The sequence below is a fragment of the Thermomonas brevis genome (assembly GCF_014395425.1).
GTDB lineage: Bacteria > Pseudomonadota > Gammaproteobacteria > Xanthomonadales > Xanthomonadaceae > Thermomonas > Thermomonas brevis.
In genome coordinates this window covers 351,991-366,786 of record NZ_CP060711.1, presented here as the reverse complement: position 1 = coordinate 366,786, position 14,796 = coordinate 351,991, and the positions used below count along the sequence as shown (strand labels likewise).

Genomic DNA, 14,796 nt, shown 5'->3' with positions numbered 1-14,796 from the left:
CCTTGGTGCGTCAGTGCATCTGGCCGAATTTGCCGCCGTTGAAATCGGCGATGGCCTGGATGATCTCCTGCTGGCTGTTCATCACGAACGGCCCGTAGCCGACCACCGGCTCGTCGATCGGCTCGCCGGCGAGCAGCAGCAGCTTGGCGTCGCCATTGGCCTCGATGACCACGCCGCTGCCTTCGGTGGACAGCGTCGCCACCTGCGCGGCGCGCAGCACGCTGGCGCCGTTGAGCTGCACGGTGCCGTCCAGCACGACGATCAGCGTCGTCCAGCCTTCCGGCTGCGGCAGTTCGACGCGCTTGCCGGCGGCCAGGCGCACGTCCCAGACGTTCATCGGGCTGAAGGTGCGCGCCGGGCCGGCATGGCCGGCGTAGTCGCCCGCGATCGACCGCAGCGTGCCGGCCCCGTCGGGCAAGGCCACCGCCGGGATCTGCGCGTCGAGGATGCCCTGGTAGCCGGCCGGGGCCAGCTTGTCTTTTGCCGGCAGGTTCACCCACAGCTGCGCCATCTCGAACGGCCCGCCCTTGGCGGCATAGGCCGGCGAATGGAACTCCTCGTGCAGGATGCCGCCGGCGGCGGTCATCCACTGCACGTCGCCCTTGCCGATGACGCCGCCGTTGCCGGTGGAGTCGCGGTGCTCGACCTCGCCCTCGTAGACGATGGTGACGGTCTCGAAACCGCGATGCGGATGCTGGCCGACGCCGCGCCGTTCGGTGGTCGGCTCGAAGCGGGTCGGCGCGGCGTAGTCCAGCAGCAGGAACGGGCTGCGCTGGGCGACACCCGGGCCGCTGTAGCCGAACATGCCGTGCACCGGGAAGCCGTTGCCGACCCAATGCCGGCCAGGGGCGCTGGTGACGTCGAGGACGCGCTTCAGGGATGCGGTGTTCATGGTGCTGCTCCAATGCGGGGCCGGCGCTATGCCGGTTTGCCTTGGACGGCATGATCGATTGTTTGTCTATTGCAATCAATCTTCATTAAAACTACTGATCGTTCCATTTTTGTTGGATTAGGCCAGGAAGACCGGCCCGCGCTACTTGGTGAAGCTGATCTCCAGCGCAGCGTGGAACGGCGCCTTCGGCGGCACGAAAAGAGTCTTGTCGCGCACGTAGCGTTGCAGGCAGATCGCCAGCGGCGAGCCGCCCTGCCGCCAGGTCTGCTGGACGCGGCCCTGCGCATCCAGCCGCATCACCACCACGAACGGCGTGACGTCGCCGCGCAGGTCGAAGCGGTTGCATTCCGCCACGCCGGCGTCCAGCAGCGCGGCCTGCGCCGCCAGCATCGTCTCGCGCGTCGCGCCGGCGACGCTGGCCTCGTCGGCGTCGGACAGGCGCTTGGCGTCCGCGTAGTCCACGGGCGCGGCGGGGGGCGGCGTCTGCGGGACGGCGAGCAGGAGCAGGGCGAGCAGGAGGGTGGGCATGTCGGTTGCCGTTGATCGAAGGGTTGTGGAATCGTAAGCGCTTTCGCGTTGGCGCAATGCCAAGGGGCGCTGGATGAAATGTCGCGTTGCCGGCATGGCGAGTATCGGGTTGGCGATGGCGGTTGCGGCGTTGTTCCCGCTGGCCGCGTGCAGCCGGGGAGAGACCGCGCAGGCGGACGCGTTCGATTGCGCGGCGGTTTCCGGTGCGCCGGATGTGCCGCTGCTGCTGTTCGGCGAGATGCACGGGTCGCAGGAATCGCCGGCGTTGATCCGCGGGCTTGCTTGCGACATTTCGGCGACGCAGGAGGTGGCTGTGGGTTTGGAATTGCCGTCGAGCGATCAGCCGCTGTTGGATGCGTTCATGGCAAGCGGCGGAACAGGGAACGACGTGCGTCAGCTCATCGCCAGCGATTTCTGGCAAAAGGGGCGGGACGGGCGATCCAGTGCCGCCATGCTCAAGCTGATCGAGGACGTGCGCGCGCTGAAGCAGGCGGGGCGGCCGGTCGCGCTGTTCGCCTTCGATGACCAGCCTGGTACGGAACTGGAACGGAATGTCGCCATCGCCAATGGCGTGCGCCGCTTCCGCGAAGCGCATCCGGATACGCGGATCATCGCGCTGATGGGCAATATCCACGCGATGCAGGAGTCGATGCGGGCGGGTGAGGAGATGCTGACCCCCAGCGGCAAGCTGCTGGCCGACCTGCATCCGGTCTCGACGCTCGTTTCCCATCCTGCCGGCACCATCTGGGCGTGCATGCCGACATGCGGTATTCATGCCCTGCCGGCATCCAGAGGCGAAACCGCGCCCGGTTTTCACGATGGCGCTGCGCTGGGTGGTTATTCCCACACGTACGGATTGCCGTCCTTCACGGCCTCGCCGCCGGCGGTGGAACAGAAAAAGCCCGCGTCATAGAGGCGCGGGCTTCTTTCATGGTCTGAGCGCGTTCGCTTTCAGGGCTTCGATCCCGGCCATGCGGGATCGAAGCCGACGCTGGCTTCGCAACAGACGGCGAAGCTCAGCGACTGCCGCTGCGCGGGCCGCGATTGCCGCCGCCGGGCCTGCCGCCGGCCGGACGCGGGCCGCGCGGGCCGTTGTTGCCGCCGGGACGATTGCCGCCGGACTTCGGTCCGCGCGGGCGCTGCTGCTGCGCGCCGTAGGGGTTGAAGCCGCCGCCGTGGGCGTGGTCGGACGGGAAGTGCGGGGCGTTGCCCGGGTGGCCGTAGGGCTTGGGCGCGCGCTGCGGACGGGCCTCGCCCGCGCCGCCGCTGAAACCGGAGGCGGAGCCGCCGCCCTGCGTGCGCGGCTTGCCGCCGCCGGGGCGACCGCCGGCCGGCCGGTCGCCGTACGGCTTGGTCCCGAAGGGCTTGTCGCCGAACTTCTTCGGACCGCGCTGGCCGGGGTTGCGGTGGCCGGACGGGCCGGTGTCCACGCCGTCCGGCACGTACCAGGTGCGCATCGCCGCCGGGTTGTCGCCGCGCTGCTCGCCGGGCTTCATGCGCTGGCCGGGCTGGCGTGGGCCCTTGATCTTCATGCGCTTGTCGGCCTGCTTGGCGGCCATTTCGCCGGTGACGGTCAGGCCGCCGGACGGCTTACGGTTGCCGCCGCGGCGGCCGCGGTCCTCGCGGAACTGATCGAAGCGGCGCAGCTCGCGGCCTTCGTCGGCGGTGGTGTGGCCGCCCACGTAGCCGTGGCTGCGGGCGTTGCCGGCGACCACGGTCTTGCCGGCCTTGCGCTGGCCCAGCACCGGCATCAGGGTGAGCGCGGACGGTGCGCCGTCCTCCAGGCCCACCGACTTGCGCAGCGCATCGACCTCGGCCTGCGGCATTTCCTGCGACTGCCCGCGCAGCAGCGGCTGCGGCAGGCGGGCCTGGCCGTAGCGAATGCGCTTCAGGCGGCTGACCTGGCAACCCTGCGATTCCCACAGCCGGCGCACTTCGCGGTTGCGGCCTTCCTTCAGCAGCACGCGGAACCAGTCGTGCGAGTCGGTGCCGCCGATGCGCTCGATCTCGTCGAACTTGGCCGGGCCGTCCTCCAGCGCCACGCCGCGGGCGAGGCGGTCGACGATCTTGTCGGACACCTCTTCCTCGCCTTCCGGCGCGCGCACGCGGCAGACGTATTCGCGTTCGATCTCGTGCGAGGGATGCATCATCGCGTTGGCCAGCTCGCCGTCGGTGGTGAGCAGCAGCAGGCCGGTGGTGTTGATGTCGAGGCGGCCGATCGCGATCCAGCGCGCGCCCTTCAGCGAGGGCAGGGCGTCGAAGATGGTCGGGCGGCCCTCGGGGTCTTCGCGGGTGGTGACTTCGCCTTCCGGCTTGTTGTACATCAGCACGCGCGGCGGATCGGTCAGCGCGCTGGCGACGAAGGTGCGGCCGTCGATCTCGATCTTGTCGCCGCCGGTGATGCTCATGCCGGTCTGCGCGGTCTCGCCGTTGACCTTGATCAGGCCGTCGGCGATGCGCTGCTCCAGCGCGCGGCGCGAGCCCAGGCCGGCCTGCGCCAGCACCTTGTGCAGGCGCTCGCTGATGCGCGGCGCTTCGACGACGGGGGCGGCTTCGCGCTTCAGGCTCAGCGGGCGGCGGGTGTTTTCGTTATTGCTCATCTTTCTGCTCCGACGATGCGCGGCTGTCAGCCGAGGAATTCGCGTCGTCTCCAAGGGGGTCTGTGTTGGTGTCGTGGGTGGGGGCGAGGGCGTCGTCCGGTTCGGCGGCGTCATCGGGTGTTTCGCGTGCTTCGGTGTCGGCGTCCGCGTCGGGCTGCTCCGCGGTGTCGGCGGCGGGGATGGCGTCGGTCTCCGATTGCGCGCCGTCGGATGCCGACGCTGCTTCGTCGGACACCGGCGCCGCGTCCGTCATGCCGGCCGGGATCGCCGGCGCGAACGGCAATTGCGGTTCCAGTTCGCCGATGTCCTTCAGCTCCGACAGCGGCGGCAGTTCGTCGAGCCGCTTCAGGCCGAAGTAGTCGAGGAAAGTCTTGGTGGTGGCCAGCAGTTCGGGCTTGCCGGGCACGTCGCGGTGGCCGACCACGCGGATCCACTCGCGTTCTTCCAGCGCCTTGATGATGCTGCTGTTCACGGTGACGCCGCGGATCTGTTCGATCTCGCCGCGGGTGATCGGCTGGCGGTAGGCGATCAGCGCCAGCGTTTCGAGGGTGGCGCGGGTGTACTTGGTCTGGCGCTCGCTCCACAACCGCGCCACCCACGGGTGCACGTCGGCCTGCACCTGGAAGCGCCAGCCGCTGGCGACTTCCACCAGTTCCACGCCGCGCGGCGCGCAGGCCGCCTGCAGCTCGGCCAGCGCGGCTTCCACGCTGCCGTCGGGAACTGGTTCGTCCAGCGGGAACAGGCCCTTGAGCTGGACCAGGGTGAGCGGCTGGCTGGACGCCAGCAGCGCCGCTTCGACGACGCGGGTGACGAGGGATTGGTCGATCTCGGTCATTTGCGATTGCCGTGTTCTTTGGGCTCGTCATTCCCGCGAAGGCGGGAATGACGATCAAGAGCGTGGGAATGGCGGGCAAGCGCGATCATTCCGTCGCCCCGCCATCGTCATCGAACTCGCTGGAGAGTTCATCCACCGCGGGTGCGCCTTCGCCCCCGGCCAGCGACTTCACGTAGATCGGCGCCAGCGGCGCCTCCTGCACGATGTCCACCAGCTGCTCCTTCGCCAGCGTCAGCAGGCCGAGGAAGGTGACCACCACGCCGAGGCGGCCTTCCTCCACCGTGAACAGCGATTCGAAGCGGTGGAACGCGCCGCCGGTCAGGCGCTCCAGCAGCTCGCCCATGCGCTGGCGGACGCTGAGCGCGTCGCGCTTGATCGCATGCTGGGTGTACAGCTCGGCGCGCTTGAGCACGTCGTGCAGGGCCAGCAGCATCTCGCGCATGTCCACCGGCGGCGGCAGGCGCACGGCGGCGCGGTCGGGGACGTGGGCGGTCGCCACCACGGTGTCGCGGTCCTGCCGGGGCAGGGTGTCCAGGTCCTCGGCGGCCTTCTTGTAGCGTTCGTATTCCTGCAGCCTGCGCACCAGGTCGGCGCGCGGGTCGTCCTCGATGCCTTCTTCGCTGGGCGGACGCGGCAGCAGCATGCGCGACTTGATCTCGGCCAGGATCGCGGCCATCACCAGGTATTCGGCGGCCAGCTCGAAGCGCATCTCGTGCATGGCCTGGATGTAGTCCACGTACTGCCGGGTGATCTCGGCGACGGGGATGTCGAGGATGTCCAGGTTCTGCCGGCGGATCAGGTACAGCAGCAGGTCGAGCGGGCCTTCGAAGGCGTCGAGGATGACCTCCAGCGCGTCCGGCGGAATGTAGAGGTCCTTCGGGATCTCCACCACCGGCTGGCCGAGCACCACCGCCAGCGGCATTTCGTGCTGCTGGGGAGCCGGCTGCTTCGGAGCGGCCTGCTGTTCGGGTCCTGGGCTCGGGTTTTGAGCGGGGGCATCGGCTGCCGGGCCGTTGCTGGGTTCGGATGTCATCGGTCGGCGGCCCCCTCCGGGCCACACCTGTCTTCGCTGGATGGCCGCGTGCGGCCGGGCATGTGGTGCGTGTGGTGCGTCCGCCATGCCGTCAGCGCCGGCCGGAACGGCCGCGTCGATGCGGGTGGCGAAGAAAGGCCGGATCGGCGGGCGCGGTGCGGCGTGGGGAGCCGGAGGTCGCGCGGGGCCGCGGGATCAGGCGGAAAGCGAGATCCAAGGGTACGCACTCGTCCGGCGGCTGTCCACTGGCCGCCACTACAATGGCGCCAACGGTTCATGGAGGCGGCGGGCATGTGGTACGCGATCGAGGGCTATGACGGGCAGGACGTGCTGGCGCAGCGGCAGGCGGCGCGTCCGGAGCATCTGGCGCGGCTGCACGCGCTGCGCGACGAGGGCCGGCTGCTGCTGGCCGGGCCGTGCCCGGCGATCGACGCGCAGGACCCCGGCCCGGCGGGGTTCTCCGGCAGCCTCGTGGTGGCCGAATTCGCCTCGCTGCAGGACGCCCGCGCCTGGGCCGACGCCGACCCGTACTGCGCCGCCGGCGTCTATGCCCGCGTCGACGTGCGGCCGTTCAAGCCGGTGCTGCCGTGAGCGAGGGCTGGAGCGAGGCCGACATCCCGCGCCTGAACCCGGCGCGGGTCGAGCGCATCCGCGACCTGCTGACGCAGGCGCTGTCGCCGGTGTCGCTGGACGTGTCCGACGACAGCCACAGGCACGCCGGCCATGCGGGCGCGCGCGGCGGGCAGGGGCATTTCGGCGTGGACATCGTCAGCGCCGCCTTCGCCGGCAAGCTGCCGCTGGCCCGGCACCGGCTGGTCTACGCCGCGCTGGGCGGGATGATGCAGACCGACATCCATGCGCTGGCGATCCGCGCGCGGACGCCCGACGAGGCCGCCTAGCCCCGCTATACTCATTCGTCGGCATCCGCTTGCCGCAAAGTTTCCTCTAGATAAAACAATAATTTAGGGGATAAAGTTAATCCAATTTTCAAGCGGCGCCATTGCGCGCCGCCGGGGTTCGCCGACGCGCATGCGCCTGTCCACGATCAAGCTGTCCGGCTTCAAGTCCTTCGTCGATCCGACCACGCTGCACCTGCCGACCAACATGACCGGCATCGTCGGCCCGAACGGCTGCGGCAAGTCCAACATCATCGACGCGATCCGCTGGGTGATGGGCGAGAGCGCGGCCAGCCGCCTGCGCGGCGATTCGCTGACCGACGTGATCTTCTCCGGCAGCTCGGCGCGCAAGCCGGTGTCGCAGGCCAGCGTCGAGCTGGTGTTCGACAACAGCGACCACACCATCACCGGCGAATACGCGGCCTTCAACGAAATCTCGGTCAAGCGCATGGTCAGCCGTGACGGCCAGAGCGCCTACTACCTCAACGGCGGCAAGTGCCGCCGCCGCGATATCACCGACCTGTTCCTCGGCACCGGCCTCGGCCCGCGCAGCTACTCGATCATCGAGCAGGGGATGATCTCGCAGGTCATCGAGGCCAAGCCCGAAGAACTGCGCGTCTATCTGGAAGAAGCCGCCGGCATCTCCAAGTACAAGGAGCGCCGCAAGGAAACCGAGACCCGCATCCGTCACACCCGCGAGAACCTCGACCGCCTCGGCGACCTGCGCGAGGAAGTGGACAAACAGCTCCAGCACCTCGCCCGGCAGGCGCGGCAGGCCGAGCAGTACACCGCGATCCAGGCCGAGCGGAAGGTCAAGGACGCCGAATGGAAGGCGCTGGAGTTCCGCGCGCTGGACGGCCGCCTGCAAGGGCTGCGCGAGAAGCTGGCGCGCGAGGAAACCCGCCTGGAACAGCTGATCGCCGAACAGCGCCACGCCGAAAGCGAACTGGAAACCGGCCGCGACCGCCGCGAAGTCGCCAGCGACGCGCTCAACACCGCGCAGGCCGCCGTCTATCAGGTCGGCAGCACGCTGGCGCGGGTCGAACAGCAGATCGCCCACCAGCGCGAACTCTCGGTGCGCCTGCAACGCGCGCGCGACGAAGCGCAGGCGGCGCTGGCCGAACTCGGCAGCCACATCAGCGGCGACCAACAGAAGCTCGACGTGCTGCGCGAGGCGCTGGCCGACGCTGAGCCGAAACTCGAACTGTTGCAGGAAGAAGACCTGCTGCGGCAGGATGCCCTGCGCGAAGCCGAAACCCGGCTGGCCGACTGGCAGCAGCGCTGGGACGCGCACAGCCGCGAGCAGGCCGAAGCCGCGCGCGCCGGCGACGTGGAGCGCACCCGCATCGAACATCTGGATCGGCAGATCCTCGACGCCGACCGCCGCCGCCAGCAATTGCGCGACGAACGCGCCGGCCTCGACCTCGACACGTTGGCCGATACCTTCGAGCAGTTGCAGCTCCAGCACGAGACGCAGAAGGAGTCGCTGGAAACGCTGACCGGCGAGGTCGAGACCCGCAAACAGGCCAGCAGTGACGTGCAGGAGCGCCAGCGCGCCGCGCAGTCCGAACTGGCCGAACTGCGCAAGCAGGCGCAGGCCGCGCGCGGCCGGCTGTCCTCGCTGGAAACCCTGCAAGCCGCCGCGCTGGGGCAGGAAAAGGGTGCGGCGAAGCAGTGGCTGGAAGCGCAAGGCCTGAACGACGCCGCCCGCGTGGGCGAACGGTTGCAGGTCGAAGCCGGCTGGGAAAACGCGGTGGAAGCCGCGCTGGGGCAGTTGATCGAAGCGGTCATCGTCGATGCGCCGGAACAGCTGGTCGATGCGCTGGGCGAACTCGGCGAAGGCCGGCTGGCGCTGGTGGCCGGTGCGAAGGACGACACCACCTACGCGGCCACGTCGCTGGCCTCGAAGGTGCAAGGCCCGCGCGCCATCCGTCGCCTGCTGGCGCGCCTGCACGCCGCCGACACACTGGCCGACGCGCGCGCCCTGCAAGCGACGCTGGGCGAAGGCGATTCCGTCATCACCCGCAGCGGCGAGCGCCTCGGCGATGGCTGGGTGCGCATCGCCCGCTCCGGCGCGGCCAAGCAGGGTGCATTGCTGCGCGAGAAGGAAATCCAGTCGCTGCGCGGCGAGATCGACCAGCACGCTGCGCGCGAGCGCGAACTGGATGCCACGCTGACCCAACTGCGCGACGCCCATCTGGTCGCCGAGCAGCAGCGCGAGGATGCGCAGCGCCAGCTCTACATGGCCCATCGCAACGTCTCCGAACTGGCCGGCCAGTTGCAGAGCCAGCAGGGCCGGCTGGAGAACGCGCGCAACCGCATCGCCCGTATCGACGCCGAGCTGGAGCAGCTGGGCGAGGCGCTGGAAGCGAACAAGGAGCAGGCCGCCGAGGCGCGCATCCGCATCGAGGACGCGCTGGGCCGGATGGGCAACCTGGAGTCCGCGCGGCAGACGCTGGAGAACGAGCGCCGCTACCTCACAGACAAGCGCGAAGCCGCCCGCAACGCCGCCCGCGAGGCGCGCGACGCCGCCCACGCGCTGGCGCTGACGCTGGAATCGCAGCGCGTGCAGGCGGTGGCCTTGGCGCAGGCGCTGGAACGCATGGGCGGCCAGCGCGGCCAGCTGGATTCGCGGCTGGGCGATCTGGCCTCGCAGATGGCCGAGGGCGACGCGCCGGTGCAGGCGCTGGAAGCCGAGCGCCAGGCCGCGCTGGAAGAGCGCGTGCGCGTGGATCGCGAGCTGGCGCAGGCGCGCTCGGTGCTGGAAGGCATCGACGCCGAACTGCGCCAGTACGAACAGGTGCGTCAGCAGCGCGACGCCCAATCGCTGGAACAGCGCGAAGCCATCGGCCAGCGCCGCCTCGACCAGCAGGCGCTGGCGCTGAAGGCCGAGCAGTTCTCCGCCGGCGTGGCCGAGGCCGGCTTCGCGATGGACGACGTGCTCAACGCGCTGCCGGAAAACGCCGATGCCGGCGCTTGGGAGCGCGCAGTCGGCGAGCTGGACGCCAAGCTGCGCCGCCTCGAACCGGTCAACCTCGCCGCCATCGCCGAACACGCCGAGGCCGCGCAGCGCAAGGACTACCTGGACGCGCAGGACACCGATCTCAAGTCCGCGCTGGAAACGCTGGAAGAAGCGATCCGCAAGATCGACCGCGAAACCCGCGGCCGCTTCAAGGACACTTTCGACCGCGTCAACGCCGGCGTGCAGGAACTGTATCCGCGCCTGTTCGGCGGCGGCCACGCCTATCTGGAACTGACCGGCGAGGACCTGCTCGACACCGGCGTCGCGATCATGGCGCGCCCGCCCGGCAAGCGCGTGTCCAACATCTCGCTGCTGTCCGGCGGCGAGAAGGCGATGACCGCGGTGGCGCTGGTGTTCGCGATCTTCCGCCTCAACCCCGCGCCGTTCTGCCTGCTGGACGAGGTGGACGCGCCGCTGGACGAGGCCAACGTCGGCCGCTTCACCGCGATGGTCAGCGAGATGAGCGAAGCGGTACAGTTCCTGTTCGTCACCCACAACAAGGCGACGATGGAAGCCGCGCAGCAGCTCTCGGGCGTGACCATGCGCGAGCCGGGCGTGTCGCGCCTGGTGTCCGTCGACCTCGCCGAGGCCGCGCGCCTGGCTGGCGCCGCATAACCCGCATCAGGAGACTGATTGAATGTCGGACATGACCCTGCTCCGGATCGGCATCGCGGTGGCGATGTCGCTGCTGCTCGGCGCGATCATCTTCTTCGGCCGCAGCCGCAAGGACGGGCAGGGCCGCCGCCTGCCGCGCGAAACCGCGCGCGATGCGGGCGGCCGCACCGAGCCGTCGCTGGGCGAACAACTGGCCGACAGCTGGGGCGAAGGCGCGGCCGAGCAGGAGGAACTGCCGCTGGGCGGCGGCGCGACGCAGAGCGAACTCGGCAAGCGCCCCGGCGACCAGTTCGACCGCATCATCTCGCTGTACGTGGCGGCCAAGGCCGGCAGCAAGCTGCACGGACCCGACATCGTGGTCGCCGCCGAGAAGGCCGGCCTGACCTTCGGCTACATGGACGTGTTCCATCGCCTGGTCGATGGCCGCCCCGACGTCGGCCCGATCTTCAGCGTCGCCAACATCATCAAGCCTGGCAACTTCGACATGGCCCGCATCGCCGAAGTCGAAACCCCGGCCATCGCCTTCTTTCTGACCCTGCCCGCGCCGGTGCCGGCGCTGGACGCCTGGGAGACGATGGAGCCCGCCGCGCAGCGCATGGCCGACCTGCTGGACGGCGTGGTGCTGGACGAGGAGCGCAGCGCGCTCGGCCGCCAGCGCATCCAGCACATCCGCGACGAACTGCGCGCCTATGATCGACAGAACGCCGCGCCGCCGCTAGGCAAGACCACGCGCTGGTGACGCCTGCGTGATTCCGGCATTGCCGGGATCGCGGCAAAATACGGCGATGGACAACGCCGCCCGCATCGCCGATCTCCGCCGCCGCATCGAGGACGCCAACCGGCGCTACCACGAGCTGGACGATCCGGACATCACCGACGCACAGTACGACGCGCTGGTGCGGGAGCTCGAAGTGCTGGAGCGCGAGCATCCGGAACTGGCCGATGCCGCATCGCCGACCCGCAAGGTCGGTGCGGCGCCTTCCGGCCGCTTCGCGCCGGTCGAGCACGCGGTGCCGATGCTGTCGCTGGGCAACGCCTTCAGCGACGAGGAGGTCGGCGATTTCGTGCGCCGCATCCGCGAGCGGCTGGATCGCGACGACCTGGTGTTTTCCGCCGAGCCCAAGCTCGACGGCCTCGCCATCAGCCTGCGCTACGAGGACGGCGCGTTCGTGCAGGGCGCGACCCGCGGCGACGGCGCGACCGGCGAGGACGTGACCGCCAACCTGCGCACGATCGCGGTCATTCCGCACAGGCTCGAAGGCGCGGGTTGGCCGAAGGTGCTGGAGGTGCGCGGCGAGGTCTACATGGCGCGCGCCGATTTCGAGCGCTGGAACGAGCACGCGCGCCTGCACGGCGGCAAGGTGCTGGCGAATCCGCGCAACGGCGCCGCCGGTTCGCTGCGCCAGCTCGATTCCGCGGTCACCGCGCAGCGGCCGTTGAGCTTCTTCGCCTACGGCATCGGCCTGGTCGAGGGCGGCGCGCTGCCCGACACCCATTCGGCCACCTTGGCGCGCCTGCGCGACTGGGGCTTCCCGGTCAGCGACCTGGCGACGGTGGTGCACGGCGTCGACGGCCTGCTGGCGTACTACCGCCGCATCGGCGAGGCGCGCGACGGCCTGCCGTTCGACATCGACGGCGTGGTCTACAAGCTGGACGACGTCGCCGGCCAGCGCGAGATGGGCTTCGTCTCGCGCGCGCCGCGTTGGGCCATCGCGCACAAGTTCCCGGCGCAGGAACAGCCGACGGTGGTGGAATCCATCGAGGTCAACGTCGGCCGCACCGGCGCGGTGACGCCGTGGGCGCTGATGCGGCCGGTGCAGGTGGGCGGCGTCACCGTCACCCGCGCGACGCTGCACAACGCCGACCACGTCGCCCGGCTGGACGTGCGCAACGGCGACACGGTGATCGTGCGCCGCGCCGGCGACGTGATCCCGGAAGTGGTGCAGGTGATGCCGGAGCATCGCCCGTCCGGCACGCAGCCGTGGGCGATGCCGATCCGCTGCCCGGTCTGCGGCGCGGAGGTGGTGCGCGAGGAGGGCGCGGCGGTGTGGCGCTGCTCGGGCGAGCTGAGCTGCCCGGCGCAGCTGGTGCAGGCGGTGTTCCATTTCGCCTCGCGCCGCGCGATGGACATCGACGGTCTCGGCGAGCGCTACATCGAATCGCTGGCCGACTTCGGCTACCTGCGCGACGTGTCCGACCTGTACCGGCTGACGCTGGACGATCTGCTGGAAATGAAGCGCCGCGCCGACGAGCGCGACGGCACCGTTCCTGAAACGGTGAAGGCCGGCAAGATCGCGACCAAATGGGCCGACAACCTGATCGAGGCCATCGACCGCAGCCGCGACACCACGCTGGCGCGCTTCCTCTATGCGCTCGGCATCCAGCACGTCGGCGAGAGCACCGCCAAGGCGCTGGCGCAGTGGTTCGGCGACCTCGACCTGATCCGCCGCCTGCCGTGGCCGCTGTTCAAGCGCGTGCCCGACATCGGCGGCGAGGTGGCGCGCGCGCTCGGCCACTTCCTCGACCAGCCGGGCAACCAGCAGGTGATCGACCGCCTGCTGGAACGCGGCGTGCGCATCGGCGACGCCCACGCGCCCAACCCGAAGCTGGGCGAGGCGCTGGACCTCGCGACGCTGCTGGTCGATCTGGAGATCCCGAAGATCACGCCGGTGCGCGCCGCCCAGCTCGGCTCCGCCTTCGCCGACGCGCAGGTGCTGCTGGACGCGCCAGTGCACAACCTGGTCACCGCCGGCCTGCCGGCCGACACCGCCAATGCATTGGTCGCATGGCTGGAGATCGAGGCCAACGCCGGCCTGCTGCTGCGCGCCGCGCAGGCGCAGGCGGAGCTGCGCGCGCGCCTGCCCGAACGCGGCGCGCAGGCGGCGGGGCCGCTGGAAGGCAAGACCGTGGTGCTGACCGGCACGCTGGCGTCGATGGGACGTGATGAAGCCAAGGAGAAGCTGGAAGCGCTGGGCGCGAAGGCGGCGGGCAGCGTGTCGAAGAAGACCAGCTTCGTGGTGGCGGGCACCGAGGCGGGTTCCAAGCTGGCGAAGGCGGAGGAACTCGGCATCGAGGTCTGGGACGAAGCGAAGCTGCTGGCATTTCTGGCGCAGCACGCATGAATGCCCTTGATTCCGCTTTTGCCCGTCATTCCCGCGAAGGCGGGCAGCGCTTCGCAGCCCTTGTGGCTGCGTATCCAGCTTTTGCTTTTCAGGTAATACATCAAGAACTGGATTGGACAGACGTTCGTCTGTCGGAAGCGGCCCGCTTTCGCGGGAATGACGGGCTAAAGCATTGCCAGAGCGAGTGGGTCAGGCCATGACCGATTGGCAACCGACCGCCAGATTCGACGCGCTCCACCTGCGCGCTCGCTTCAACCGCCTCGTCCGCGAGTTCTTCCACGTCCGCGACGTGCTGGAAGTGGAAACCCCGGCGATGTCGCTGGCCGGCAACACCGAGCCGAACATCGCTTCGTTTTCTTTGGCGTTCTCCGGCCGCACCGACGGCGCGCCGCGCACACGCTGGCTGCGCACCTCGCCGGAGTTCGCGCTCAAGCGCCTGCTGGCGGCGGGCGTCGGCGACTGCTATGAACTCGGGCGGGTGTTCCGCGACGGCGAGGCCGGCGGCCGCCACAATCCCGAGTTCACGATGCTGGAGTGGTACCGCGTCGGCTGGGATCACCTGCGCCTGCTCGACGAAACGGTGGAACTGGTGCGCGCCGCGCTGGCGCTGGTGGGGCGCGATGCCGCGCCGGTCGTGACCACCTTCCGCGACTTGTACTGGCAGCAACTCCAGCTCGACCCGCTCACCGCCGGCATCGACATCCTGCGCAACGCGCTGGGCGACGTGGAAATCGACCCCGACGGCCTCACCCGCGACGACTGGCTCGACCTGCTGATGACGCATCGCCTGCAACCGGCGTTCGCGCACGACCGCCTGCTGGCCGTGCACGACTGGCCGGCCTCGCAGGCGGCGCTGGCGCGCATCCGCGACGACGATCCGCCGGTGGCCGAACGCTTCGAGCTGTATCTCGGGCCGCTGGAACTCGCCAACGGCTACCACGAGCTGTGCGACGCGGCGGAGCAGCGCGCGCGCTTCGAGCGCGACGCCGTGGTGCGCGCGCAGCGCGGCCTGCCGGCGATCCCGATGGATGCCGCGCTGCTTGCGGCGCTGGAGCACGGCATGCCGCCTTGCGCCGGCGTCGCGGTCGGCGTGGATCGCCTGTTGATGGCGTTGACGGGCACGGAGAAGATCGCCGACGTGCTGGCGTTCGACTTCGCCCGCGCCTGATCGCGCAAAACTGAATGCGCGGTATCCGGCAGTGGGCGAAGGTGGGGATTTTCGCCTGCGGTTAATGCGCCGCGCCTAAAGTCGG

Annotated in this window: 11 protein-coding genes and 1 pseudogene; 7 read left to right on the top strand and 5 right to left on the bottom strand. The window is 69.8% G+C overall.

Translation table 11 applies throughout. The features are described 5' to 3' along the window. Positions 1 to 10 precede the first annotated feature (10 nt). On the bottom strand, positions 11 to 892 hold the full coding sequence (locus tag H9L17_RS01650) for a pirin family protein (protein WP_246455140.1): 882 nt from the start codon (positions 890 to 892) through the stop codon (positions 11 to 13). A 141-nt stretch (positions 893 to 1,033) separates the two neighbouring features. Beyond that, complete coding sequence (locus H9L17_RS01645) at positions 1,034 to 1,420, bottom strand: hypothetical protein (protein ID WP_187570652.1); 387 nt, start codon at positions 1,418 to 1,420, stop codon at positions 1,034 to 1,036. A gap of 73 nt (positions 1,421 to 1,493) precedes the next feature. Here H9L17_RS01645 and H9L17_RS01640 point away from each other — a divergent pair, with 73 nt between their 5' ends. Further along, the gene (locus H9L17_RS01640) at positions 1,494 to 2,333 is read left to right on the top strand and encodes a TraB/GumN family protein (RefSeq protein WP_187570651.1); all 840 of its coding nucleotides are present in this window, start codon (positions 1,494 to 1,496) and stop codon (positions 2,331 to 2,333) included. Between the two features lie 103 nt (positions 2,334 to 2,436). On the opposite strand, the gene H9L17_RS01635 is transcribed toward H9L17_RS01640, so the two are convergent. The 3 genes and pseudogenes from H9L17_RS01635 to H9L17_RS01625 form a co-directional block, all read right to left on the bottom strand. Then, positions 2,437 to 4,020, bottom strand: a complete 1,584-nt coding sequence (locus tag H9L17_RS01635; protein WP_187570650.1) for a pseudouridine synthase — start codon at positions 4,018 to 4,020, stop codon at positions 2,437 to 2,439. Further along, positions 4,013 to 4,846 (bottom strand): annotated as a pseudogene (scpB, locus tag H9L17_RS01630) (SMC-Scp complex subunit ScpB); the annotation flags it as partial. The pseudogene scpB and the gene H9L17_RS01635, both read right to left, overlap by 8 nt. Before the next feature lie 94 nt (positions 4,847 to 4,940). Next, positions 4,941 to 5,888, bottom strand: a complete 948-nt coding sequence (locus tag H9L17_RS01625) for a segregation and condensation protein A (RefSeq protein WP_187570649.1) — start codon at positions 5,886 to 5,888, stop codon at positions 4,941 to 4,943. Positions 5,889 to 6,179: 291 nt separating this feature from the next. Between H9L17_RS01625 and H9L17_RS01620 the strand changes: the two genes are divergently transcribed. The 6 genes from H9L17_RS01620 (at position 6,180) to epmA (ending at position 14,711) form a co-directional block, all read left to right on the top strand. Then, positions 6,180 to 6,479, top strand: coding sequence for a YciI family protein (locus H9L17_RS01620; protein WP_187570648.1), 300 nt, complete (start codon positions 6,180 to 6,182; stop codon positions 6,477 to 6,479). Positions 6,480 to 6,511: 32 nt separating this feature from the next. Continuing rightward, complete coding sequence (locus tag H9L17_RS01615) at positions 6,512 to 6,787, top strand: BolA family protein (protein ID WP_187571812.1); 276 nt, start codon at positions 6,512 to 6,514, stop codon at positions 6,785 to 6,787. Between the two features lie 130 nt (positions 6,788 to 6,917). Beyond that, on the top strand, positions 6,918 to 10,421 hold the full coding sequence (smc, locus tag H9L17_RS01610) for a chromosome segregation protein SMC (protein ID WP_187570647.1): 3,504 nt from the start codon (positions 6,918 to 6,920) through the stop codon (positions 10,419 to 10,421). A gap of 22 nt (positions 10,422 to 10,443) precedes the next feature. Then, on the top strand, positions 10,444 to 11,160 hold the full coding sequence (gene zipA / locus H9L17_RS01605) for a cell division protein ZipA (protein ID WP_187570646.1): 717 nt from the start codon (positions 10,444 to 10,446) through the stop codon (positions 11,158 to 11,160). 46 nt (positions 11,161 to 11,206) lie between these two features. Then, on the top strand, positions 11,207 to 13,543 hold the full coding sequence (ligA, locus tag H9L17_RS01600; protein ID WP_187570645.1) for an NAD-dependent DNA ligase LigA: 2,337 nt from the start codon (positions 11,207 to 11,209) through the stop codon (positions 13,541 to 13,543). A 196-nt stretch (positions 13,544 to 13,739) separates the two neighbouring features. Further along, positions 13,740 to 14,711, top strand: coding sequence for an EF-P lysine aminoacylase EpmA (epmA, locus tag H9L17_RS01595; protein ID WP_187570644.1), 972 nt, complete (start codon positions 13,740 to 13,742; stop codon positions 14,709 to 14,711). Positions 14,712 to 14,796 lie beyond the last annotated feature (85 nt).